We start from the raw sequence: 21,029 nt of genomic DNA, 5'->3' as shown, positions 1-21,029 counted from the left end.
ACCCTTTAAAAGGTGGTGGCTTTTTTCTGCACAAAAAAACCTCCTTTTTAGGGGAGGTTTTATCGTTTCATCGCGTGATGCTTATAGAAATGCTTCTTCATTTCTGTAAAAAGTTCATCTAGCTGGATAAAGCAATGATACTGGGTCGGCTTCAGCAAAATGAACTCCACTCGTTCAGCCCAATTAATCGGCTTAGCCGGAAATGATTTCTTTGTCAGTTCTGACCAATTCAGCGATATCACCCGCTCACCCGCTGTCCAATGAAATGAAGCCAGTAAACATACAATCCCTTTAAGCATGTCGTTTTGGTCGCATCTGGACTTTCTTGTTTGAAATACAGGGAGAAGTGATTCTTTTGTTTCTTCCCACACTTGAAATAGATACGGAACGTACTTGCCGCTGTTTTCCCATGGCAATATGTCCTGCGTGGCCTCGCAGAAGTCAAAATACAAAGGATTAATCCTTAATGGTTCCTTGATATCAGAGAAGCCAATGTGTCCTAGACTGCGCAAATATTGCTCATAAGAAGCTAACAATTCATTCGCTGCCGTCATCGTTTCACCAGCCCTTTTTTATCTCTCTTCTGCCCTTCTCTGCACAGAGAAAGCAATGGACATTCCGCACAGCGCGGCGATTGTGCCTTACAGTGGTATCTTCCGAAGAATATGAGACGATGATGGGTAACGGACCAATCTTCTTTAGGAACCTTGCGCATCAGTGTCTTTTCGACTTCCAGCACCGAATCCTTCCACCGGCAGATTCCCAGACGCTTGCTGACCCTCTCGACGTGTGTATCCACTGCAATGGCCGGTACGCCAAAGGCAACAGATACGACAACATTGGCGGTCTTCCGGCCAACTCCTGGAAGTTTCACAAGCTCATCACGGTCCTTCGGTACTTCTCCGCCATAATCTTCAATAATCATTTTACTCAGTTTCTGAATATTTTTTGCTTTATTACGGTACAAACCGATTGATTTGATATCCTGCTGAAGCTCTTCCAGAGAAACAGATAAATAGTCTTCCGGCCGTTTATATTTTTGAAATAATGTTTTGGTCACCCTGTTTACAAGTGCGTCTGTACATTGCGCAGATAATGCGACTGCCACCACTAATTCAAAGGGATTGGAATGAACAAGTTCACACTCCGCGTGGGGAAACATGTCGCCTATCTTCTCTAAACAGAATTCAATTTGTTTTAGATTTAACACGATTGTCACCTTTTCACTTTATTGTTCAAGCCAATTGTAAAAAGGAACCTGCCTCTTATACTCTTTTTGCGGTTCATTCTGTTTTGTTTGAACACGCCGGAATTTTTGGCTGTGGATTTTGGCCTGCTCCACTGTTCTCAGCCCGTTTTTCTTCCATTCAAACAAAATCCGGTCAATGTAGCGGAAGCTGAGTTTTCCTGATAATACAGCCTCTTTTAAAGCGTGTTTAATCAGCTGTGCATCATGCTGATCCTGATCCTGCCAAATGGCCAGCGTTTCACACTCCAAAGGAGATAACGGTCTTGCAAACTCTTCTTCAAAAATCGTATAAAGGCTTCTTTGTTCCCCTTCTGCTTTTCTTTCTTGTGTTTGATTCTGTGCAAGCTCTATATACTCATAGAGCTTGCCCCATAAAGGCTGGAGCGAATATTTCTCAAACTTGATGCCGTTTTGGTCTTCGCCTTCCTCAATAAACAGAAAACCCTTTTGGATAAACATACGCAATCTGTTTGTGCATTCTTCAACAGAAATCGTCATACCTTCCTGCAGTTCATGCGGTGTAGGAAAATAAGATCCCTTTTCTAAATGCATTTTGATTTTCAACAGCAGAATCAGTTCTGTTTCATTAAGTCCAAGCTGTTTATAATGGGTCAGCAGAAGATTGGGGATCGTCGACATCCCCATCTCCTGCATATCAATAAATTGCTGTTTTTTCATCGTTACACCTCTTACTGTAAAGGATAGTGTTTTCCCCTTTACTGTAAAAAGTCTCCCTTACAGGAGACTCTTTTTTTGTTTCATTTAAATGTATTACGGATACAGACGGTTCAACAGTCTTGGGAACGGAATTGTTTCACGTACGTGAGGCGCTCCGCTGATCCAAGCTACTGTACGCTCTAATCCAAGGCCGAATCCGGAATGTGGAACTGATCCATATTTTCTAAGTTCAGCATACCATTTATATGCGTCAGAATCCAGTCCATGTTCTTTAAGGCGCGCTTCCAAAAGTTCCATATCGTGAATCCGTTCAGAACCGCCGATGATTTCTCCGTAGCCTTCAGGCGCGATCAGATCTGCGCAAAGCACTACATCTTCGCGGTCAGATGCCGGCTGCATATAGAACGGTTTTAAGGACGTCGGATAGCGAGTGATGAAAACCGGCTTGTCATAGTGCTCGGCAATCGCTGTTTCATGAGGCGCTCCAAAATCGTCTCCCCACTCGATATCGTCAAAGCCTTTTTCTTTCAGAAAATCAACCGCTTCGTCATACGTAATTCTTGGGAACGGCGCTTTGATTTGCTCAAGTTTTGACGTGTCTCTTCCTAGTGTGTTTAATTCAATTTTGCAGTTCTTAAGAACTGATTGCACGATGAAAGAAACGTAATTTTCCTGTACCTGAAGGTTTTCCTCAAATTCTACAAACGCCATTTCCGGTTCGATCATCCAGAATTCGATTAAGTGACGTTTTGTTTTAGACTTTTCTGCTCTGAACGTCGGTCCGAAGGAGAATACTTTTCCTAATGCCATTGCCGCAGCTTCCATGTACAGCTGTCCGCTTTGAGAAAGGTAAGCATCTTCATCGAAGTATTTTGTCGCAAAGAGCTCAGTTGTTCCTTCAGGCGCGCTTCCAGTCAAAATCGGCGGATCTACTTTTACGAAGCCTTCGTTATTAAAGAATTCGTAAGTCGCGCGAATGATTTCATTGCGGATTTTCATGATCGCATGCTGGCGCTTTGAACGAAGCCATAAGTGTCTGTGATCCATCAAAAATTCCGTACCGTGTTCCTTTGGCGTAATTGGATAATCAGTCGCTTCGTGAATGACTTCAATATCTGTCACAGCTAATTCATAACCAAGCGGAGAACGCTCGTCCTCTTTGACAATTCCTTTTATATAGAGTGACGTTTCCTGCGTCACAGATTTAGCCGTTTGGAAAATGCTTTCTTCAATCTCCGCTTTTACAACGACACCTTGAATAAAACCTGTACCGTCTCTCAGCTGTAAAAACGCGATTTTCCCGCTTGAACGCTTATTAGCGATCCAAGCTCCGATCGTTACTTCCTCACCTACGTGCTTGTACACTTGGTTGATTGTTGTTTTCAAAATATTTCCCTCCAAAACAAGAAGACATTCGGAAGCTTTTGCCCCGCGAACTCTTTTATCATCACTTTATTATACCCGGTCTTAACTGACCGGGTCAATGCAGATAAAAAGCGGCTTTTTGTCAGCCGCTTTCTGATCCGTTAGCTATGTTTTTCTACAAAACGTTTGATTCGTTCCACCGCTTTTTCTAGAAGGTCTAATGATGTCGCGTAGGACAACCGGACATTATCAGGAGAGCCGAATCCGGAACCTGGAACAATCGCGACTTTTTCTTCTTCAAGAAGCGCCTTGACAAATTCATCTACATCTTTGAAACCGCAAGTTTGAGCTGCTTTTTTTGCATTCGGAAATAAGTAAAAAGCACCTTCCGGCTTCACGCAGCTGAAGCCCGGGATTTCAACGAGCTGATCATAAATCGTGTTTAATCTATGCTCAAATGCTTTTCTCATCTCCTCCATTGGCTCAGAAGGTCCGTTGTATGCGGCAATCGCTCCGTATTGTGCAATAGATGTCGGATTTGATGTGCTGTGGCTTGCAAGGTTTGTCATCGCTTTGATGATCTCTTCTGCTCCAGCCGCATAACCGATTCTCCAGCCTGTCATGCTGTGTGATTTTGATACGCCGTTGATGACGATCGTTTGCTCTTTCAAACGGTCAGACAGCTGTGCGATGGAAACGTGTTTTTTTCCGCCGTATGTAAGTTTTTCATAAATTTCGTCAGATACTATCAGGATGTCATGATCAAGGCATACATCGCCAAGCGCGGCCAGCTCTTCTTCCGTATACATAACGCCAGTCGGATTGCTTGGTGAATTAATAACGATTGCTTTTGTTTTTTCTGTAATCGCTTTTTTCAGCTGCTCAGGAGAAATTTTAAAGTGATTTTCCTCAAGCCCTTCCACATAAACAGGCTGACCGCCAGCGAGTTTCACCTGTTCCGGATAGCTTACCCAGTACGGCGTTGGGATAATCACTTCATCTCCTTCATCCAAAATCACTTGGAAAAGGGTATACAGTGCATGTTTGGCACCAGTACAGACAATCAATTGAGACGGTTTGTATTCAATATTCTGGTCACGTTTAAATTTCTCTGCAATGCTGTTCTTTAATTCAGCCAAACCGCCTGAAGGCGTATATTTCGTATGTCCTTCGTTCATTGAGCGTACAGCTGCATCAATAATGTGCTGCGGTGTATTGAAGTCGGGTTCGCCCGCTCCAAGGCCGATGACATCATGGCCTGCCGCTTTCAGTTCTTTCGCTTTCGCTGTAATGGCCAGTGTGGTAGACGGTGTTAATGCGGATACTCTTTTTGCCAGTTTCAACTTGAACTCCCCCTAATTCGTCTTAAGGCGTGATATTTTTGAGAATCTTTCCAGTTGTAAAGTCCACATAACTTAAACTGTATTGTCCTTCTTTGTCTAAGTACGTTACTTCCCAAAGCAGGACGTTCCCTTCTCTTGCCAGGTGAACCTCTTTTTGCTTTGAAACCAGCCCTTCATCTTGTATGATTTTCGCCGCTTTGTCCTCGGTGATTCCCTCTTTTGCTTCTTTTGAGAGAATTTTTACTTTTTTATCTTCAGGAACCCATACATATAATTTGATGCCTTTTTTGTCAGTTCCCTTTACGATATAATATTTTTCTTTTCCGACAAATGTTTCGACTTGATCAACGCTGGTGAGGTCGGTTTCTTTTTTCGCTTCAGCAGCTGCTGCTTCGTGCCCCTTTTCCTTTTGTGCCATGGCTGATTTATAAATGTTTGCCGAGACAAGAAGTACTGCTAAAAAAATAATACCAAATATGGCGGTAAATATTAATGCTTTTTTTCTCATCTTCTCACCTACGTACGATAAATGGTAAAAACGGCTTGGTTTTTGTTTTCTTCATCAAGTGCAAGACCGAACATCAGATTATCTCTTTTCAGTGTCCGATTCAGCGTGTCTACAATTTTATAAAGGTCATCCGAATGCTCTACATTAATTGTTGAAAGAATTTCGATTTTGCTTTCCATTTTTTCATCCTCCAAATTGAACAAATATTGTTAGTCATACTCCTTTTCAGGACGCGCCATACTAGTACCACAGAGCGGAAAAACCGCTTTTACAAATAAAACACGTCCTACTCCCACACCGGAAAGCCGCTTTATGCGGCTTTTATTCACTTTTTCCGGCAACATAAGCTTCAATCTCACTGTCAGTCACTTCAGATATTGCGGACGTCGGCAGAGCGTCAAGAAACAGGCGCCCGTAACCAGCGGTTTTGACCCGTCTGTCTAATATGACAATCGTTCCTTTGTCTCCGGCTGTCCGGAGTAAGCGCCCAATTCCTTGTCTGAACGTCAGCACCGCTTCCGGCAGTGAGACCGTTTGAAACGGATTGCGCCCTTTTTTCCTCGCCAGCTCACATTTTGCAGCGTGCAGCGGATGATCCGGAGCCCGGAAAGGAAGTCTCACGATGATCACTGTCGTCAGCTCATCACCAGGGAAATCAACGCCTTCCCAAAAATGATTCGTTCCAAGCAAAATGGCCTGATTGGCTGTTTTGAACGTTTTCATCAGTTTTCCGGGACTGCCGCCGGTTATGCCCTGAGCCAAAAGCTGAATGCCTGAAACACTCATGGCGAGCTTGAGTTCCTGATGCACTTTTTTCAGCATGTCATGAGACGTAAACAGCACAAGGATTTTCGGCTGTTTTTCTTTTGCCATCAGTTCGATATAACGTGCGGTATCCTGTATAAATTCAGTCTGCCCCGTATCTTGGATCGATTTTATTTCTTTTGGAATCATTACCTGCATCCGCTCATCATAAGAAAAAGGCGACGCGATCCTCATTGTGCGGGGGAAAAAGTCGCTTAACCCCAAACGCTCAATGATAAATTGAAACGAATTTTCTATCGTTAGGGTTGCAGATGTAAGAACGACACTGTTTTTCCGGGCAAAAAACTGATCAGCAAGAAGCTCGCCCGGTTCCAGCGGCTGCGCATATATAGCTACTGCATTCTTCGCACCTTTAGCATCTATCTCAATCCAAACCGCTTCATTGTCATCTGAGCCAAAGAACAGCTGATTTAGAGTCTGGCAGTACTCCCCCAAATCATTCATGCTTCTATTATATTCATCGGCCAAAAAAGCATTTTTGCTTTTCATAACCGTCAGATGTTCTTCCATCAGAGCCGTCTGGGTCTCAAAAAGCTGCTGCAAATGCGCCAGCATAGAACAGAGCCTTTCCGCTCCATCTGTTAAAATAGGCCATCCTTTATCGTGACTTTTTTTGTTCACATTAAAGACAAGACGGTTTAAGTCTTCTTTAGGTTTTCTTCGTTTGACAAAAGAATGCAGAGAGCTGAAAAACGCATCACTTTCCGCCTGAATATGCTGAATCCACTCCTCCACTTCGAAAAATGAATCCACCGGCAGGCTGTGGCGCTGAAAAAGCTGTCTCATTTTTTTCAGAAGCCCCTGCTCTTTCAGCGTTCCGATTCTGCTCAATTTTGTATGCAGTTCTATGTAAGTTGCTCTTTTTCCTAAATGTTCGCTTGCAGCACGTTCAAAATGGTGTGCTTCATCAATGACAAAAGTCCCGCTATCCGGGAGTCTTTTTTTCCGGCTTGCCTCATCGGTTAGCAGAAGAGAATGATTCGTAATCACCAGATCAGACCGCATGGCACTTTGTTTGGCCCGTTCATAAAAACCAATCACTTGATCCCTCTGATTTCGTTTATAAGAATGATCATCATATGCCAATCTGTCCCACAGCAGTTTTCCGCCTGACGGCAAATTCAGTTCTGCTACATCTCCCGTGTTTGTCTCTGTCAGCCAAACAAGAAGCTGGGCTTTTGTCAAAACGGCATCATAGTTATCGTCTTCCTCATGAAGCACCTGCTCAAACTTATAAAGGCACAGATAATGCGTTTGCCCTTTTAAAATAGCCGCAGTCACCGAAAAAGGGAACATATCTTTGATGATCGGCAAATCCTTCGTCAAAATCTGCTGCTGAAGAAGGGTTGAATACGTGCTGATGACGACCGGTTTTTTTTGATTTTTTCGCAAAAAGCGCAGCCGGAATCAGGTAGCCGATCGTTTTTCCGATTCCCGGAGCAGCTTCAATCAGCGCGTGTTCACGATTGGCAAAGGCCTCAGCCACTTCTTTCATCATCAGCATTTGGCCTTCTCTTTTTTCGTACTGGGGCATGAACTCAGAGAGCGCTTTTTCATTTCCTGCTGCCCAATTTTCTATCTCAAATAGAAATTCTTCATCTTCTTTGAGACGTTCAACCACAGGTTCAGGTTCTCTGACAGAAAAAGATGAAAAACGCGTAAAGCCTGGCATATCTGTATGTCTGTTTTCATAAATGAACATATCTAACAAATGCGTCAGATCACTGATAAAATGCTGTGACAGCCTTCTTAACTGCTTTAATGTCGGGTAAGGAAGCCGCCTTAGCTTTTCAAGAATTTCCAAAAAAATAAGTCCTGTGACTTCAGCGTCGCTGTCAGCTCGATGCGGCTGATCATGCCGCAGCTGAAGCTCTTCGCTTAATTCAGTCAGCTTATATCCCTCAAATCCCGGAAATGCGATACGGGAAAGCTCAACAGTATCCAGCACTTCACAATCTGGGAGCTGGAAACCCGCTTTATGTAACTCATGCTTCACAAACCCGAGGTCAAAATGGATATTGTGGGCGACGAAGTAAGCGCCGTCAAGCAAATGAAACACTTCTTCAGCCACTGCTTCAAACGGCGGCTGATTTTCTACCATTTGGTTCGTGATTCCCGTAAGCTGTTCAATAAAAACCGGAATGGATTTATTTGGATTAATATATTTTGAAAACCGCTCAGTAATTTGTCCATTTTCAATTACAACCGCTGCGATTTGAATGATTTTATCGCCCTTTTTTGGCGAATTCCCTGTTGTTTCTACATCTATAACAACGAACCGTTGCTTATTCATTAAAATGGACACCTCAATTCTTGCATACGACAAAAGTGTAACACGTTTTGTACGGAAATGGAGCGGCAAAACCGTTTTACGCTGAAAATCTTAAACGAAAACCCCCGATAAAGGGGGCGGTATATCTACAAAATGGTGCTGGCAGGTTCTTGTCCAAGCATTTGTTCAATTTTGTTTTGGTCATTCAAAACGGCAACTTTCGGCTGATGGTTTGCCGCTTCTTGATCAGACATCATTTTGTAAGAAATAATAATAACCTTATCGCCTTCCTGTACAAGGCGTGCGGCAGCTCCGTTTAAACAGATGACTCCGCTTCCGCGCTGACCGGGAATAATGTACGTTTCCAGGCGTGCTCCATTGTTATTATTCACAATTTGCACTTTTTCATTAGGAAGCATTCCTACCGCATCAATAAGATCTTCATCAATTGTAATGCTGCCCACATAGTTAAGATTTGCTTCTGTAACTGTTGCCCTATGAAGCTTTCCGCTCATCATCGTGCGATACATCATTATATTCTCTCCATTTCTCGAATATCAATAATGATATTGTCTATTAAACGCGCTTTTGAAAATGCAACTGCTACAGCCAGAATAATCTTTCCTTCGAGCTTGTTCACAGGCTCAAGTTCCGGATAAGAATATAGCTCAACATAATCAATTCTGCCGCTTGTCGTTTCAATGATGTCTTTTGCAGCATTGATGATCGTTTCAGGATTTCTCTCACCTGCTCTGATCAGCTCGGCACTCGTCTGAAGGGCTTGGTAAAGCTTAGGTGCTTCTCTTCTTTCCTCAGCCGTTAAATACACATTCCGGGAGCTTTTAGCTAACCCATCTTTCTCTCTGACCGTATCTACAGCAACCAGTTCAATATCCATGAAGAAATCACTGATTAAACCATCAACAACTGCCACCTGCTGTGCATCCTTTAAACCAAAATAAGCGCGTGTCGGTTTAACAAGGTTGAACAGCTTCGTCAGCACGATGGCAACTCCGTCAAAATGTCCTTCTCTTGAACGCCCGCATAAAACATCTGTACGTCTCTCAACATGTATCGTTACATTTTTTTCACCGGGATACATGTCACGGGCATCAGGGGTAAAAAGAATATCCACGCCGATGTTTTCCGCATGGGCGGCATCACGTTCCAGATCGCGCGGATACGCTTCAAAATCCTCACCGGGACCGAATTGCGTCGGATTTACAAAAATACTCATCACGACGGCGTCATTTTCTTGTCTGGCTTTGTCTGCCAAGGTTAAATGCCCTTCATGAAGAAATCCCATCGTCGGAACGAATCCGATTGTTTTGCCTTCTGACTGATATTGTGTAATGATTTCTTTCAGCTGTGAGATATCTGTAATCTGCTTCATCTTATTTTCCTCCGTACAAGCCTTCTAGGACTGACTGATTCATCTGAAAGGAATGCTTTTGTTCAGGGAAAGCACGACGTCTTACATCATGGACATATCCACTGATTGCTGTTTCTATAGTGCCGTCAATTTGCGTATATTGTTTCACAAATTTAGGTGTTCTAACAACACCATGACCGATAATATCATGATAAACAAGAACCTGTCCGTCCGCTTTTACACCAGCTCCGATTCCAATGACAGGGATGGTTAATGTCTCTGCGATTTTTGCCGTGAGTTCTGCAGGCACACATTCAAGCACAAGCATCATGGCTCCCGCTTCCTCACATTTTATACTGTCTTCTATTAATTTCTTTGCGCTTTGTTCATCTTTGCCCTGGACTTTATATCCGCCTAATACACCGACTGATTGCGGTGTCAGCCCTAAATGACTGACAACAGGAATGCCACCGAGCGTCAAGGCGCGGATGGATTCAAACACCCCTTCACCGCCCTCCAGCTTCAGCGCGTCAGCTCCGCTTTCCTGAACGATAGCTGCGGCATTTTTCAGCGTATCCTCTTTAGACAAGTGGTAGGACATAAACGGCATGTCGGTTACGATAAATGTATTTGGCGCACCTCTTTTGACCGCTTTCGTATGATGGATCATATCCGCAACTGTCACGCCGACAGTTGAATCAAGGCCTAGCACGACCATTCCTAGTGAATCGCCGACTAAAATCATATCCACTCCCGCTTGTTCAGCAAGCTTTGCTGCCGGATAATCGTAAGCCGTTAGCATGACAATCGGTTCTTCATTCTCTTTCATTTTTAAGAAATCAAGTTTTGTTTTCACTTTTTCTCCTCCTCATTTTTAGAGGAGATGAGCTGCCGTTTCTTATCCAAGCCAAAAAACCTTCCGCTACACGAGAAGGATTCTTCACTTTCTAAAGTTCGGCGAGTTTCATCCCTCTGTCCCAGTCCTTTTTGGATCAAGGCAGACTGCTGCAATGTCTATCTATTTTTTATGAATAGGTGCAGTTCGCAGGCGATACTGCCCAATGGAAGTATATCAAAATCAACAGGGTTGTACCAACTACAATGAACTCATTTCGATATCTGCCGAATAGATTTTTTTTATGCCTTCCTTCGTTTCTAAAAGAAGAACACCCTCTTCGTCTATTCCTAGGGCTTTCCCATAAAATGTTCCGTTTAGCGTTCTTGCTCTTAATTCACTGCCGATTCCAAGCGCATAGCTTTCCCACAGAAGCTTAATTGGCGTGAAACCATGCGTCAAATAATCGCGGTACCGTTTTTCAAAAGAAAGCAAAATATGCTGCATAACGCTCGCCCGATCTATTTTTTCCCCGGCTGCCAAGCTAAGGCTCGTCGCGATTTCCTTAAGCTCCTCGGGAAAATCGCCGGCCTCTTGATTAACGTTTATGCCTGTACCGATAATGACTGAACGGACACGGTCTTCTTCCGCCTGCATTTCAGTTAAAATGCCGACTGCTTTTTTTCCGTGAATTAATATGTCATTAGGCCATTTAATATCCGTTTGAAGGCCTGTTGCCTCCTCTATTCCTTGCACAACAGCTACCGCAGCAAGAAGCGTAAGCTGCGGTGTTTTTTGAAGCGGAATGTCTGGACGCAAAATCAGGCTCATCCAGATGCCTGTTCCTTCTTGAGAATGCCACACCCTTGACATACGCCCTCTGCCGGCTGTTTGTTTATCCGCGACAACGAGAGTGCCCTCGGGCGCGTTATCATTAGCAAGCTCATGAGCCTTTTTTTGAGTGGATGAAAGGACGTCATGATAAAAAAGATGCTGGCCCATCACTTCTGTTTTCAGCCCAAACCGTATCTCACTTTCACTGAGTTTTCCAGGCTTTTTGATAAGCCGATACCCTTTTCTTCTGACAGCTTCCACTTCATAGCCTTCTTTGCGAAGCTCCTCAATATGCTTCCATACAGCTGTTCTCGAGCATCCGAGAGCATCACTGATTTTTTGGCCGGAAATAAACTCGCTTCCGGCCTGAGAAAATAATTCAATAAGATCGTTTCTTAAGGTTGATCGCATGTCTTCAGCCACTCCTCTATGTGTTCCTTCTGATTGGAGAGCTTTCCCGTTACAACAGCCTGCTCTATCCGCTGTAATTCTTCAGACACCCATTTTCCAGCGGGCTGGTTTCGCAGTGCAAGTAAGTCCCGCCCTGTGATGGCAAGATCCTTCAGACTTTTGATGGGCAGGCTTTGATAAGCTTCTCTAACTTCCTTCAGTCTCTCGCCGTTCAGCTGCTTGGTTTGCCGGAGCATTGATATTTTGACCGCGGATAAAAGCGCTTTTTCACCAGCCTTGTACATGGACATAGCGTCATGGCTCTGGCCAAACGTATCGGCAATGTGAGCGGCTTCCTTCATCACTTTTCCAGGGAGCTTCCAGGCTTTCAGGAAAAGCATCGCTTCTTTCAAGTCTATCTGAAGATCAATTAAAAGCGCTGCCCAAAGCTCCTCACGAGAAGCGAGAAGAGAAAACGGAAACTCACTCGCCGTCAGCAGGTTCTCTCGTTTGTGATAAAAACCAGGCAGTTCTTCATAAAGCCCCGTATGTACAAGCATTTGAATGGCCTCTTGTGACGCTTTTCCCAGTAAAAGCTTCTCGAACTCTATTGTTTTCCGTTCGACTGATACATGAGACAGAAGTGTTTTCTCTTTTATGATCGCTTCTTCTGTTTCTTTCGAAAGCGTAAATCCGAGCTGGCTCATAAATCGCACCGCTCTCAGCATGCGAAGCGCATCCTCCTGAAAGCGGTCCTCCGGTTTTCCAACCGTTCGAATCAGCTGCTGATCAATGTCTTTCTTGCCGCCAAAATAATCAAGAACTTGACCGTCAGCTGTCATGGCCATCGCATTAATCGTCAAATCCCTGCGTTTCAAATCCTCTTTTAATGAGGTGATAAAGTGCACTTCTGACGGTCTTCTGTAATCTTCATAATCTGATTCAGTCCGGAATGTAGTGACTTCATAGGTATCATCTTCCCAGAGCACGATAATGGTCCCGTGCTCTTTGCCGACATCAACTGTCCGCTTAAAAAGCCGTTCTACTTGGTCCGGTGCCGCATCTGTCGCAATATCGACATCTCCAATTGTTCGTTTCATATAGCTGTCACGAACTGCGCCTCCGACAAAGTAAGCTTGGTGGCCTGCTTCAATTAATGTGCGGAGCACGGGAAGTGCTTTAATAAAAACTTGTTCCATGTCATCACTCCGGTTCTGCTAAATCGGCATATATCTGTTCATACTGGCTGACAATCTTTTGTGACGAAAATTCATTATTGAGCATTTCCATGGCCGCTTCGGTAAACCGCTTGCTCAGCTGTTCGTCTTCTAAAATGCGAACCGCTTTGGCTGAAGCGGCTTCGACATCGCCGACATCCACCAAAAACCCGCTCACATTGTTTTTTATCACTTCAGGGATACCGCCAATATTCGTTCCGATGCAAGGCACTCCGCATGCCATCGCTTCAAGCAGGACAAGGCCGAAACTTTCTTTTTCAGACAGCAGCAGCTTCAAATCACTGATTGAGTAAAGTTCCTCGACACGGTCTTGATTTCCAAGCATCAGCACTTGTTTTTCCAGTCCATATTTTCTGACAAGCTCACAGGCCACTGATTTCTCAGGACCGTCTCCGACTAAGAGCAGTTTTGCTTTTGTTTTGCCGGCTATATTGCGAAACACCTGGATGACATCCTGCACACGTTTGACCTTTCTGAAGTTGGACACATGGATCACGACTTTTTCATCCGGCAGTATGCCGTGTTTCTCTTTAATGGCCGCTGTGTTTTTCTTAAGATATACACGTTCATCTATGAAATTATAAATCGTTTCTATTTTTTTCTCCGGCTTAATTAAATCGTACGTTTCAGCAGCAAGGGCTGATGAGACCGCTGTCACCCTGTCTGAAGCCTCTATCGCAAAACGGATAAGATCTTTTAAGGATGGATCGTAGCCTAATACTGTAATATCCGTTCCATGCAAAGTTGTTACGATGCCGATATTCCGTTTCAGCATCTGCTTTGCGAGATAAGCGCAAACCGCATGCGGCAGAGCGTAGTGAGCGTGGATGATGTCTAAATTCTCCCGTTCTGCAACCTCAGCGATTTTGCTTGCCAATGTTAAATCATACGGCGGATATTTAAAAACGGCATATTGGTTAACTTCAACTTCATGAAAGTGAATATTAGGATGGTATGTATTTAATCTAAACGGGATGCTCGATGTTATAAAATGGATTTCATGACCCTTTTCAGCAAGCTGTTTCCCGAGTTCTGTCGCAATGATACCTGAGCCGCCGACGCTCGGATAGCATGTAATGCCTATCTTTAACTTTTTCATTGTTCGCCCCCAAGCACATCATGATCCAGCATCAGCATCCGATTGGAAAAGAAGCCCTCGGCGTACCCTACACCCGCTTCTTTGCCGTACAGCTTTTCTCTTGCTTCAATGATCTCGATATAACCGTTCGTCAATGGTGTTGAAACAGAATTCTGTGACGGTACAAACTGGCTTTTGTAGGCATTGAGGCTTTTCTTTTTATCCTCTATTGTATCCGAGATATCAATAACAAAATCAGGCTGATGAAAACCATTTATCATATAATAGTAGACCTTACTTACTTTATGCGCAGGCAGGCTGTTTTCATCTTTATATTTATGAATTCCTGCTGAAAAGATCGCTTCTTCTACCAGTGCGGCAGCATTGCCGTGATCCGGATGACGATCCTTTTTATATGGCATAAACACCGCTTTCGGCCGGCAGGTTCTAATGACTGTGACAATCGCCCGAATCGCCTCATCACTCATCATCAGCCCGCGGTCAGGGAGCGTCAGCTGAATTCTTTTGTCCACACCTAATATACGGGCTGCTTCGGCCGCTTCTTCTTTTCGCAAACTGACTGTTCCGTTTGAAGACAACTCCGCTTCAGTCAAATCGCATATCACAGCTTTTTTTCCCTGTTTGACAAGCTTTGCTATTGTGCCGCCCATACCGATCTCGACATCATCACTATGGGCGCCAAAAGCAAGAACGTCAGCATTATACATGAGGTTCTTCTCCCCGAAGAAGATTGCGGAATTCAAAAACGCCTTCATCAAGTGTGCGAACAAGTATTTCTGCAGTTCCCATATTGGTGGCAAGCGGAATCGAATAAACATCACATAAACGGATTAATGCCGAGACATCCGGTTCATGCGGCTGTGCGGTCAGCGGGTCGCGCAAAAAGATAACTAGGTCAAGTGCGTTAGCGGCAATTAATGCGCCGATTTGCTGGTCTCCGCCTAAAGGGCCGGATTGAAAACGCTGAATTTGAAGGCCGGTCGCCTCTTGAATTTTCAATCCCGTTGTTCCCGTTGCATATAGATCATGATGACTCAAAATCTCTTGATAAGCGGTTGTAAATTGGATCATATCCTGTTTCTTCTTGTCATGCGCGATCAAAGCAATTTTCATCATTTATCCCCCTGTCTAATCAATGATATTTTCCAATCCGTAGACAAGCTGATCAATCTTCATGACTTGTTCTACAGACAGTTTTACACCGGACATGAAGGAAGCACGGTTATAAGAATCGTGACGGATCTGCAGCGTTTGGCCGTCCATGCCGAACATCACTTCTTGATGGGCGATCAACCCTGGAAGACGAACACTGTGCAGACGGATTCCGTTTAGCTCCGCACCTCTTGCTCCTGGAAGGATTTCTTTTTCATCTGGATGTCCTTGCTGTTTTTCTTTTCGAACCTCGGAAATCATTTCAGCGGTTTTGAGAGCCGTTCCGCTTGGCGCGTCAAGCTTCTGATCATGGTGAAGCTCAATAATCTCAACATCATCGAAGTAATTGGCAGCCATTTTTGAGAATTTCATCATGAGTACCGCACCCAATGCAAAATTTGGAGCGATGATAGCCCCGATCCCTTTTTCTTCTGTCAGAGATGTAAGTTCTTTCAAATCAGCTTCAGAGAAACCGGTCGTACCCACTACAGGGCGGACACCGTGTTCTAATGCAACTTTTGTATGTACTTTCCCGATTTCGGGTGTAGTTAAATCAATCAATACATCTGGTTTTGTTTCAGTAAAGCAGGCATGGATATCTGTGTAAATAAGAGCATCAGACTCAACAGACATCACATCAGATAATTTGTGCTGATCGTATGTATGGTCAACTGCTCCGACTAGGTCAAAATGAGGTGTTTTTTCCGCCAATTTAACAGCTTCTTGCCCCATTCTTCCCCGCGGTCCTGCAATGACTACTTTAATTGTTTCGTTTGACATCTTGATCTCCTCTACTTTCCTTCTTCTTTTCTAGTCCAGCGGTCTTTATCTCTTGTATTAAATTTATGCATGACTCGGTCATGGGCTTCCTCTAATGAAATATCAAGTGAGTTGGCTAAACAAACCAATACAAACAGCACATCGCCCATTTCCTCTTCCATGCTTTTATCATCTTCAGTCGCTTTTTTTGGTTTTTCTCCAAAACGATGATTGACTTCTCTTGCAAGCTCGCCCAGTTCTTCGGTTAATCTTGCCATCATGGCAAGCGGGCTGAAATACCCTTCCTTAAATTGGCCGATGTAGCGGTCCACCTCAGCCTGTATATCTTTCATTGTTTTATCACTCACTGCACGAAACCTCCTATCATCCTCTTACATGTTAGCTAATTCGGATACGTTTGACAAATGTTTAAGCACGTTTGCTGTTTTCTTTTGCATCCACTATAATATAAACGCTATCTAATGGAAGGAAAAGGGGTTTTGTGTGATGCTTGGAGAAATTAGATTAAAAAACATATTTTTTATTTTAATCGGTGCAGCAATTTTTTCATTTGGCCTGGTTCATTTCAATATGCAAAACAATCTGGCAGAGGGTGGATTCACGGGAATTACACTATTGCTTTATGCCCTTTTCCATATTAGTCCTTCTATTTCAAACCTGGTTTTGAATATCCCGATCTTTTTTATCGGCTGGCGTTTGCTGGGCAAGACAATGTTTGTATACACCCTAATCGGTACTGTAGCACTGTCTTTATTCCTCAGCATTTTTCAGCGATATGAAATACATATGCCCCTTCAGCATGATCTTGCGCTTGCCGCTTTATTTGCCGGCGTATTCATTGGAGCCGGCTTAGGCATTATTTTTAAGTTCGGCGGTACGACGGGCGGGGTTGATATCATTGCCCGTTTGGTCAATAAGTATTTTGGGATACCAATGGGCCGAACGATGTTTGCTTTCGATGCTTGCGTGATCATTTTATCATTGCTTACCTATCTCTCTTACAAAGAAGCCATGTACACATTGGTTGCCGTTTTTGTGGCGGCAAGACTGATTGATTTTATTCAGGAAGGCGGATACGCAGCTAAAGGTGCAACAATCATCTCTGCGAAAAACGATCAGATTCAGAAGAAAATTCTTGAGGAAATGGAACGGGGCGTTACCATTTTGAAAGGACAGGGATCCTACACGAAAGAGGATCTAGACGTGCTGTATTGTGTAGTGCCCAAAAACGAACTGGTCATGCTGAAAAGTGTGATTAACTCTATTGACCCTCATGCCTTTGTCGCGGTCAGCGATGTCCACGATGTGCTTGGAGAAGGATTTACACTCGATGAAAATAAAAATCCGCTCCCGCGCTAATGTTTTTTTGATAACAAAAGGCGGCTGCCGCCGCCCCTCTTACTCATTTTGGATAATCCCGCTTTTTTAGTTTCTTTTTCTCCGCTCTGTATTTTCTGTAACCGACATAAGTAAGTGCAGTAATGATGATACCGCCTGTAGTGATCATCACCCATAACAAAGATGGATCTGCATCATCCTCTTCCACCCTGTCAAATACACTCTTCAGATCGTTCTGGAGTAGGGAAAGCCGTTCAAGCTTCGTACTCTCGGTCATTTGCTGAAACCCCTCTTGCTCAATCACTTCAATATGTTTTCCGACTGTATCAAGTTGATCTTCTGATATATCGATTGTAAGACTTGGATAAATCAAATCATACAAGCTGATAAATTCGTTCCACTTTTCATGAAAGCTCGTACTTTCATTTTTTTGGACATCCTGCTTGAGTGCGGCAAAGACCTCCATAATCGGCTTCTCCAGTGACCCCCAAAGGGGATCAGACTGATTGTCAACAGCATCCATCAGCATTCTGAACTGCGCGGCTGCTCTGAGCTTTTGTGTGTCTGATGCATCAGCCTGTTTTAAACTCCGTACCATATCGTTATAGCCCAAAGTAATTTGGCGAATTTGGGCTCCAGTTAACATGCTGTCTTGCTTCTGTTTTTCAGCGGATTTTAATGTTTTTTCAAAATAAGATAAGACTTGCAGCGCCTCTTCATATTTCGACTGGCGGGTCATTTGAAAAACCGTATCGGATAAATCATTCAATTCCTTGAGGCTTCCCCGCTCTTCAGCCTTGGCATTCCCATTATAAAAAATAAGAGCAATCAACAAACAGATCGTCAGCTTTCGTTTCATGCAGGTCCCTCCCACTCTCTCTCCTTACAGAATATGAAGGAAAGGACAAGGATAGACCAAGATTGTCTTTACGTCAGTTGAAGCTTTGTTTGCTTTTTCGAAATGACGAGATAGAAGGCAAGTCCGATTGAAAAGATGCTCAGCCAAAACGTTCCGTATCCTATGTCAGTCATATATTCAGAAAGCATGGAGTATTGCGGCATCATCCCAAACAGGTAATCAATGACATCATTATGAAGCGTCCAGACCGCAGCGATAACAAGATGCCATAATGAAAATCGAAAATACGGGCTGTACAGCACCCCCTGGACAGCCATTGCAAAATGCGAGGCAATCAGCATATAGCCTTCCCATGGCAAATCACCCGTTACAGCCAATACGAGAAGATTCATGGCGACCGCCCACAAGCCATATTTCACGAGCGTCACTAACGCAAGCGCTTCAAAAAGCGGAGCATTCCGCTTCATGAGAAAGGCCAGCAGCACAAACAAAAAGAAAAACGTTGCTGTCGGGCTGTCCGGAACAAAGATGAGGAAACGGGCCGGCGTCTCCAAAAGCTGAGGCAAGTACCAATAGTATCCGTAAACCGTTCCCAGAAAATTGATCGCTAAGACAAGAATAAGCATCGTTCGCTGTCCTAATACATATTGAAACCATTTCACATCAAATCAACTCTCAGTCTGTAAAAATAATGTGTCCATATAAAAAAGCTGACGCCTGGTCAGCTTTTGATAATAAAAGTATATCCTTCCGTTTCGCAATTCACAATACGTTATTTTGCCGTTGTTTCGGAAATAAATTTCGCAAGTTCTTCAAGCTGCTTATCATTTCCTTTGAACACACCTGCCGGCATTTGGCCTTTTCCTTCAACAGCGATCTTTTTGATTTCTTCCGGCTTCAGTCCGGTGTCTACCAATGAAGGCCCGGCCGCTCCGCCTTGAAGATTATCCCCGTGACATGAAATACAGCCCTGCTCCTGAAAAATTTTATATCCTTCGGCACTGGTATCGATATCCGCTTCTTTTGTGATTTTCCCCTGCTCCTCCGCTTTTGCCCAGTCGTGAGTAGCTACGGACTGCCAGGTCAAAAATACAGCCGCGGAAATAGCCAAGAGCATCATCCCGACAGCCACGGGACGCTTCCAAGGCCTTCTTTCCGTTCCCCTGTCGAGAAATGGTGCCAAAAGCAGAGCGCCAAAGGCAATCCCCGGCATAATCATAGCGCCGACCACCGTAAAGCTCCCAGCGGCGTATTCATATTTCAAAAGCTGATATAAGAAAAGAAAATACCAGTCCGGCAGCGGAATATAACCTGTATCCGTCGGGTCCGCCATCCGCTCCAAAGGCGGCTGGTGTACAATCGTCAAAACAAGAAAACCGATCAGAAAGACAGCTCCGACCATCCATTCCTTCAATAGGAAATTTGGCCAGAAGGCTTCTGTTTTACCGGGATACTCTGAGTAATCCTTCGGTATATTCGGCTTTTTCTCAGCCGGTATCCTTGAGTCTCCTACAAATTTCATCCCTTTGCCCCGGTGCATGTCATCCCCTCCCTTTTATTCGCAGATCAAGTTTAAAGCGGTCCTGAAATCCCCTGCTTGCGGATCATAATAAAGTGTGCGGCCATCAATCCAAACAAGGCGGCAGGAAGAAAGAATACATGGATCGCAAAAAACCTAGTCAGCGTTTGGGCGCCTACAATATCCGGATGCCCTGCCAGGAGTGTTTTGACTTGCGTCCCGATCAAAGGAGTGGCTTCAGCGATCTGCAGCCCGACTTTTGTGGCAAACAGAGCCTTCATATCCCAAGGTAGCAAGTAGCCTGTAAACCCAAGCCCAAGCATGACAAAAAAGATTAACACACCGACTATCCAATTCAGTTCCCGCGGCTTTTTATACGCCCCTTGGAAAAAGACCCTCAGCGTATGTAAAAACATCATCACAATGACCAAGCTGGCGCCCCAATGGTGCATTCCCCTGACAATCTGGCCGAATGCAACTTCATTTTGCAAATAATATACCGATTCCCAGGCATTTTTAATATCAGGCACATAGTACATCGTTAAAAACATCCCAGACAACACTTGGATAACGGTTACAAAAAACGTCAGTCCCCCAAAGCAGTACACAAACGCAGAGAAATGATGAGCGGGATTCACATGTTCCGGTACTTCGTGATCGGCAATATCCCTCCACATCGGTGTAATATCAAGCCGTTCATCTACCCAGTCATAAATTTTGTTCAGCATGTCACCCTTCCCCCTTAGGCTTTGCTTTTCCAAGATACAGGAAGCCGTCTTTAACTTCTTGCTCGTAATGATCAAGAGGCGCAAGCGGCGGCGTGCCCGGGACATTGGTGCCGTCTTTTTCATAGAGTCCGTAGTGGCAAGGACAGAAAAATTTATTCGGATTTTTAGGATCGCTGTTCCAGTTCACCGTACACCCCAAATGCTTACAAATTGGTGAAAGTGCTACAATCTCATCCCCATTTTTGAAAACCCAAGCTGATCTCGATTCTTCCGACTCATACCAGGCATCGACTTGATTAATTTTGAAATCAAAGCGTTGCGGCTCTTTTGTCAGCTCATCTACGCTGACAACCTGAACCATGTCCTGCTTTCCTGTCGATTTTAATACCGGGTCGAGTGCAAAGCGAACCATAGGCATGAGCATACTAGCCGCCATAAACCCCCCTACGCCTGTAAGCGTATAATTTAAAAATTGACGTCTCGATATATCATGTCTTCCGCCCATCTCTTCTCCCCCCTCAAGGTCAACCCTGCAAACTGACTAAAATAGAAAATATTTCATAACTCTAGACACCCTCATAATATATGAATCTCTCAGCAAGGTCAATATAGCCAAAATATTGTTTATAAGGAAATGTAAGTGTT

The 21,029-nt window shown here is 44.1% G+C and carries 23 protein-coding genes and 1 pseudogene; 1 reads left to right on the top strand and 23 read right to left on the bottom strand.

Annotation, left to right across the window (positions count from 1 at the left end; translation table 11 throughout):
* Window positions 1-59: 59 nt before the first annotated feature.
* The 18 genes and pseudogenes from H7F27_RS09890 to H7F27_RS09805 all read right to left on the bottom strand — a co-directional run bounded on the left by H7F27_RS09890 (window position 60) and on the right by H7F27_RS09805 (window position 16,287).
* Window positions 60-554, bottom strand: coding sequence for a YpoC family protein (locus H7F27_RS09890; protein ID WP_103671772.1), 495 nt, complete (start codon window positions 552-554; stop codon window positions 60-62).
* Complete coding sequence (nth, locus tag H7F27_RS09885; protein ID WP_010334708.1) at window positions 551-1,210, bottom strand: endonuclease III; 660 nt, start codon at window positions 1,208-1,210, stop codon at window positions 551-553. Before nth ends, H7F27_RS09890 begins: the two co-directional genes overlap by 4 nt.
* Before the next feature lie 18 nt (window positions 1,211-1,228).
* Complete coding sequence (gene dnaD, locus H7F27_RS09880) at window positions 1,229-1,927, bottom strand: DNA replication protein DnaD (RefSeq protein ID WP_185848882.1); 699 nt, start codon at window positions 1,925-1,927, stop codon at window positions 1,229-1,231.
* Window positions 1,928-2,020: 93 nt separating this feature from the next.
* A complete protein-coding gene (gene asnS, locus H7F27_RS09875; RefSeq protein ID WP_185848881.1) occupies window positions 2,021-3,313 on the bottom strand; it encodes an asparagine--tRNA ligase in 1,293 nt (430 codons plus the stop codon).
* Between the two features lie 140 nt (window positions 3,314-3,453).
* Window positions 3,454-4,635, bottom strand: coding sequence for an aspartate transaminase AspB (aspB, locus tag H7F27_RS09870; RefSeq protein ID WP_185848880.1), 1,182 nt, complete (start codon window positions 4,633-4,635; stop codon window positions 3,454-3,456).
* Between the two features lie 22 nt (window positions 4,636-4,657).
* Window positions 4,658-5,143, bottom strand: a complete 486-nt coding sequence (gene tseB / locus H7F27_RS09865) for a cell wall elongation/penicillin-binding protein regulator TseB (protein WP_101860379.1) — start codon at window positions 5,141-5,143, stop codon at window positions 4,658-4,660.
* Window positions 5,144-5,151: 8 nt separating this feature from the next.
* Window positions 5,152-5,322, bottom strand: a complete 171-nt coding sequence (locus H7F27_RS09860; RefSeq protein WP_003225588.1) for a YpmA family protein — start codon at window positions 5,320-5,322, stop codon at window positions 5,152-5,154.
* A gap of 142 nt (window positions 5,323-5,464) precedes the next feature.
* Window positions 5,465-8,261, bottom strand: a pseudogene (dinG, locus tag H7F27_RS09855) (ATP-dependent DNA helicase DinG).
* Window positions 8,262-8,386: 125 nt separating this feature from the next.
* Window positions 8,387-8,770 (bottom strand): aspartate 1-decarboxylase, encoded by a 384-nt coding sequence (panD, locus tag H7F27_RS09850; protein ID WP_044156733.1) that lies wholly within the window; start codon window positions 8,768-8,770, stop codon window positions 8,387-8,389.
* Window positions 8,771-8,772: 2 nt separating this feature from the next.
* Window positions 8,773-9,633, bottom strand: a complete 861-nt coding sequence (gene panC, locus H7F27_RS09845; protein ID WP_101860377.1) for a pantoate--beta-alanine ligase — start codon at window positions 9,631-9,633, stop codon at window positions 8,773-8,775.
* Between the two features lies 1 nt (window position 9,634).
* Window positions 9,635-10,468: a 3-methyl-2-oxobutanoate hydroxymethyltransferase gene (panB, locus tag H7F27_RS09840; protein ID WP_010334716.1), complete on the bottom strand. Its 834-nt coding sequence runs from the start codon at window positions 10,466-10,468 to the stop codon at window positions 9,635-9,637.
* Between the two features lie 240 nt (window positions 10,469-10,708).
* Window positions 10,709-11,692: a biotin--[acetyl-CoA-carboxylase] ligase gene (locus H7F27_RS09835; protein WP_101860376.1), complete on the bottom strand. Its 984-nt coding sequence runs from the start codon at window positions 11,690-11,692 to the stop codon at window positions 10,709-10,711.
* Window positions 11,677-12,870 (bottom strand): CCA tRNA nucleotidyltransferase, encoded by a 1,194-nt coding sequence (locus H7F27_RS09830; protein WP_101860375.1) that lies wholly within the window; start codon window positions 12,868-12,870, stop codon window positions 11,677-11,679. Before H7F27_RS09830 ends, H7F27_RS09835 begins: the two co-directional genes overlap by 16 nt.
* A 4-nt stretch (window positions 12,871-12,874) precedes the next feature.
* Entirely contained in the window at window positions 12,875-14,008 is a 1,134-nt protein-coding gene (gene bshA / locus H7F27_RS09825; RefSeq protein ID WP_024121846.1) for an N-acetyl-alpha-D-glucosaminyl L-malate synthase BshA, read from the bottom strand.
* Complete coding sequence (gene bshB1 / locus H7F27_RS09820) at window positions 14,005-14,715, bottom strand: bacillithiol biosynthesis deacetylase BshB1 (RefSeq protein ID WP_024121847.1); 711 nt, start codon at window positions 14,713-14,715, stop codon at window positions 14,005-14,007. Before bshB1 ends, bshA begins: the two co-directional genes overlap by 4 nt.
* Window positions 14,708-15,121: a methylglyoxal synthase gene (gene mgsA, locus H7F27_RS09815; protein WP_044155160.1), complete on the bottom strand. Its 414-nt coding sequence runs from the start codon at window positions 15,119-15,121 to the stop codon at window positions 14,708-14,710. The genes bshB1 and mgsA overlap by 8 nt, the downstream gene beginning before the upstream one ends.
* Window positions 15,122-15,136: 15 nt before the next feature.
* Window positions 15,137-15,940 (bottom strand): 4-hydroxy-tetrahydrodipicolinate reductase, encoded by an 804-nt coding sequence (gene dapB / locus H7F27_RS09810; RefSeq protein ID WP_095713173.1) that lies wholly within the window; start codon window positions 15,938-15,940, stop codon window positions 15,137-15,139.
* Window positions 15,941-15,951: 11 nt separating this feature from the next.
* The gene (locus H7F27_RS09805; RefSeq protein WP_095713174.1) at window positions 15,952-16,287 is read right to left on the bottom strand and encodes a nucleotide pyrophosphohydrolase; all 336 of its coding nucleotides are present in this window, start codon (window positions 16,285-16,287) and stop codon (window positions 15,952-15,954) included.
* A gap of 139 nt (window positions 16,288-16,426) precedes the next feature.
* Here H7F27_RS09805 and H7F27_RS09800 point away from each other — a divergent pair, with 139 nt between their 5' ends.
* Window positions 16,427-17,299: a YitT family protein gene (locus H7F27_RS09800; protein WP_024121850.1), complete on the top strand. Its 873-nt coding sequence runs from the start codon at window positions 16,427-16,429 to the stop codon at window positions 17,297-17,299.
* A 43-nt stretch (window positions 17,300-17,342) separates the two neighbouring features.
* Here H7F27_RS09800 and ypjB read toward each other — a convergent pair whose 3' ends face one another.
* From ypjB to H7F27_RS09775, 5 genes are all read right to left on the bottom strand, one after another.
* Window positions 17,343-18,137, bottom strand: coding sequence for a sporulation protein YpjB (ypjB, locus tag H7F27_RS09795; protein ID WP_101860373.1), 795 nt, complete (start codon window positions 18,135-18,137; stop codon window positions 17,343-17,345).
* A gap of 68 nt (window positions 18,138-18,205) precedes the next feature.
* A complete protein-coding gene (locus tag H7F27_RS09790) occupies window positions 18,206-18,799 on the bottom strand; it encodes a lipoprotein heptaprenylglyceryl N-acetyltransferase LhaT (protein WP_185848879.1) in 594 nt (197 codons plus the stop codon).
* A gap of 110 nt (window positions 18,800-18,909) precedes the next feature.
* Window positions 18,910-19,677: a menaquinol-cytochrome c reductase cytochrome b/c subunit gene (locus H7F27_RS09785; protein ID WP_010334724.1), complete on the bottom strand. Its 768-nt coding sequence runs from the start codon at window positions 19,675-19,677 to the stop codon at window positions 18,910-18,912.
* Between the two features lie 32 nt (window positions 19,678-19,709).
* A complete protein-coding gene (qcrB, locus tag H7F27_RS09780) occupies window positions 19,710-20,384 on the bottom strand; it encodes a menaquinol-cytochrome c reductase cytochrome b subunit (RefSeq protein ID WP_003225560.1) in 675 nt (224 codons plus the stop codon).
* A 1-nt stretch (window position 20,385) separates the two neighbouring features.
* Complete coding sequence (locus H7F27_RS09775; protein ID WP_010334725.1) at window positions 20,386-20,889, bottom strand: Rieske (2Fe-2S) protein; 504 nt, start codon at window positions 20,887-20,889, stop codon at window positions 20,386-20,388.
* Between the last annotated feature and the right edge of the window lie 140 nt (window positions 20,890-21,029).

This window comes from Bacillus sp. PAMC26543 (assembly GCF_014250375.1).
GTDB classification, from domain to species: domain Bacteria; phylum Bacillota; class Bacilli; order Bacillales; family Bacillaceae; genus Bacillus; species Bacillus halotolerans.
The sequence above is the reverse complement of the archived record's forward strand: the minus strand, read 5'-3'. Positions and strand labels throughout refer to the sequence as shown.